5 protein-coding genes are annotated in these 2779 nt (G+C 33.7%); all 5 read right to left on the bottom strand.

Annotation, left to right across the window (positions count from 1 at the left end; genetic code table 11):
* Positions 1-119: 119 nt before the first annotated feature.
* The 5 genes from H4J73_RS04910 to H4J73_RS04930 all read right to left on the bottom strand — a co-directional run bounded on the left by H4J73_RS04910 (position 120) and on the right by H4J73_RS04930 (position 2639).
* Positions 120-623, bottom strand: a complete 504-nt coding sequence (locus tag H4J73_RS04910; RefSeq protein WP_182223121.1) for a hypothetical protein — start codon at positions 621-623, stop codon at positions 120-122.
* Positions 624-1001: 378 nt separating this feature from the next.
* Positions 1002-1301 carry a hypothetical protein gene (locus tag H4J73_RS04915; RefSeq protein WP_182223120.1) on the bottom strand — a complete coding sequence of 100 codons (300 nt, stop codon included), beginning with the start codon at positions 1299-1301 and terminating at the stop codon, positions 1002-1004.
* Between the two features lie 108 nt (positions 1302-1409).
* Entirely contained in the window at positions 1410-1688 is a 279-nt protein-coding gene (locus tag H4J73_RS04920; protein ID WP_182223119.1) for a hypothetical protein, read from the bottom strand.
* A 109-nt stretch (positions 1689-1797) separates the two neighbouring features.
* Positions 1798-2040, bottom strand: a complete 243-nt coding sequence (locus tag H4J73_RS04925) for a hypothetical protein (protein WP_182223118.1) — start codon at positions 2038-2040, stop codon at positions 1798-1800.
* 182 nt (positions 2041-2222) lie between these two features.
* Entirely contained in the window at positions 2223-2639 is a 417-nt protein-coding gene (locus H4J73_RS04930; protein ID WP_182178363.1) for a hypothetical protein, read from the bottom strand.
* Between the last annotated feature and the right edge of the window lie 140 nt (positions 2640-2779).

The raw sequence follows: 2779 nt of genomic DNA on the forward strand, positions 1-2779 counted from the left end.
ACAACGATGTAATGCCATCGCAGCTAAATTAAATACAAGACCAAGAAAGAGATTGGGATATAAAACACCAGAGGAATGCTTTTATGAATAATCACTTTTGTCGCACTTCAAACTTGAAACTAAGCATTCTTTACGTCTGAAAAGTAACTTATAAACTCTTGGCACACAACATCTAAAAATGCAGTTTCCAACGGAAAAACATCTGTCACTTTTGACCAAAAATGTTCTGGACCAATAAAGGTTTGTTTGCCAACTTCAATTTGAAATGCAAAGTGCCCGGATGTGTCTACAGATTTAATCAATATCAACAATTCTCCGGGGCTATCAGAAGAAATAGATGCTTCTCCAGCTAAGTTGGAACTTAGTTTTTCTAAAGCATCAAGAAAGCTTTTTAATTCATATCCATCCACCCAAACATCTTGGGAAATGCTTGCAATGTCTGACTTGAAAGAAACCAATAAATTACAATCGTATATATAATTTGAAGCACCTCTACTTAACAGCTCTATTTCAAGGTAATCTGAATTATTAAAGTTTATCTGCATACTATCCTGAATGCCTAACGCCACATTAAGCGGCAAAAAATTGTTGGCTAAAATGTTGAACGAAGTGAAAACAGCCAACTGTTTTTTGTCCGTTTGAATGCCTTGTTATGCGATTTTTACACTACCACAAACCGCACAATTTATATAAATATTAGCGACATAAAATGCACATTAACAAAACTCACAGCATTGCGACACACTAAACTGTGAATTTTGAGCCACTAATGAAAAGTGAATTTATCACTTACCTACTTTGGCGAAAAACTATTTAACCAAAAACTGAAATAGATTTAATTACGCGTAAATAACCAAGATAAAGACAACTACCACAATTATATTTAATCGAATTCGCAATGCCGCATAACGCCCATTTAAGGGGCAAAATATAGTTGGCTAAAATAGGTGAACGGAGTGAACAAAACAGCCAACTGTATTTTGTCCCTCTTGAAATTCTTGTTAGGTGTTTTTACCCACAAGTATCTGTTCTTTAATATTGTTTGAGATATTAACCCAAGTTGTATCATTATTTAAGACTAAATTAATACTGAAATTTTTTGCGACTTTAACAATGTGATGAAACCAATCGGAATGACTCCATTCTCTTGGGGCAGGAGATTTAAATGCTTTAAGCTCATCGTCCCAATTTACTTCCGCAGCTTCACGATAAATATATTGGTAATCAGGCTTTCCTCCACTAGCTAAGACAACAATCAATTGATCATTTTCAAGTATCTCAACCTTTTCGATAACTTCCATGCTCGATAAACACCTAACGCCCATTTAAGAGGCAAAATATAGTTGGCTAAAATAGGTGAACGTAGTGAACAAAAAGCCAACTGTATTTTGTCCTGCTTGAAATTCTTGTTATGTGTATTTTGCCACAATGCCTTTATTGTTTATCCGGCAACTCCATTTAGCGTGCTTATTCATGAGTTTATCATTTAACTCAACAACACCTTCTGCAAAGAGATATTCCTCTTCACCATCTTCATAGTTGTTGAATTCGTATAAATAAACAAAAGTACCTGAGAAAAGCTTAATAATATTACCTTCAGAATCTGTTCTTTCATCTGTCTGGGATATTAAAACAAGATCAGGTTCCATTAGCTCATTGAAGTCTACTTTAATTCGAGGCTTATCCATATTCTCAATACACATAACGCCCAATTAACAGGCTAAAAATAGTGGGCTAAAATGGAGCGAAGCGAACAGCCCGCTGTTTTTAGTCCTTGTTGAATTACTTGTTAGGCTACTACTTGCTCATAGCCAATAAACCTTGGAATTTAGGTTCGAGTTTATCTTCTATTTTTGCCATACGCTCTTCAATTTTAGTAGTTGAAGACTTAACTTTGTTTAACTGGGTATTTAAAGTAGAGATTTGGCTAGTTAGCTTTTTATTTTGATCTAATATTTGATTATTGGTATGAACTAATGAAGCTAAAGCTACTAATAAAATAGCAATTACGATTGATTGGAAGTTGAAAATTTTATTCATGATATATCCTTAATTTAAGAAACTCTAATCCATTTATATATTCGTGATTATACAAAAATAGTTTGAATATGGTACAACTTTATTTAGTAGCCTAACGCCCCATTAAGAGGCAAAAATACGTTTGCTAAAATAGTTGAGGGACGAAAACAGCAAACGTATTTTTGTCCTGCTTTAATGGCTTGTTATAATTTTTTACACGACTCAGCTTTTACATTTACTAATTTAGCTAAGGATGGAAATTTGTAAGCTTTTGAGCCTTGTTTGGTATTTGACGCATAATAACCAATAAGAGATGCATCTGCACCGTTATTAATACCTTGTAAAAAACTAATTTCCACCTCGTGTTTTTCGGCTGTCGAATCAAACCTATTTTGTACGACGAGAATGTCCTCACCTAAAAATGTATACCTAACTAAGGTATTAGTTAATTCATAGTTTTTAAGTGCCGAAGGAAATGTAACTATAAGGTGATTATCATTCAAGCTAGTTATTTCAAATCCTAAACATGATAAATTATCAATAGTGACTTCAATTAAATTTGAAGTGGCATAAACTTTAAAAGTCAGAAAAATAATTAAAACACTTAGATATTTACTCATAGGTTCCTAAAATTATAACGCCCCACTAAGAGGCAAATAATAGTTGGTTATAATAGAGAGCGAAGCGAACAAAACCAACTGTTATTTGTCCTGCTTGAGTGGCTTGTTATGTTGCAGCTTGCCCGCTACCTTCGAGTACA

This window comes from Colwellia sp. MB3u-41 (genome assembly GCF_014076845.1).
Classification (GTDB): domain Bacteria; phylum Pseudomonadota; class Gammaproteobacteria; order Enterobacterales; family Alteromonadaceae; genus Colwellia_A.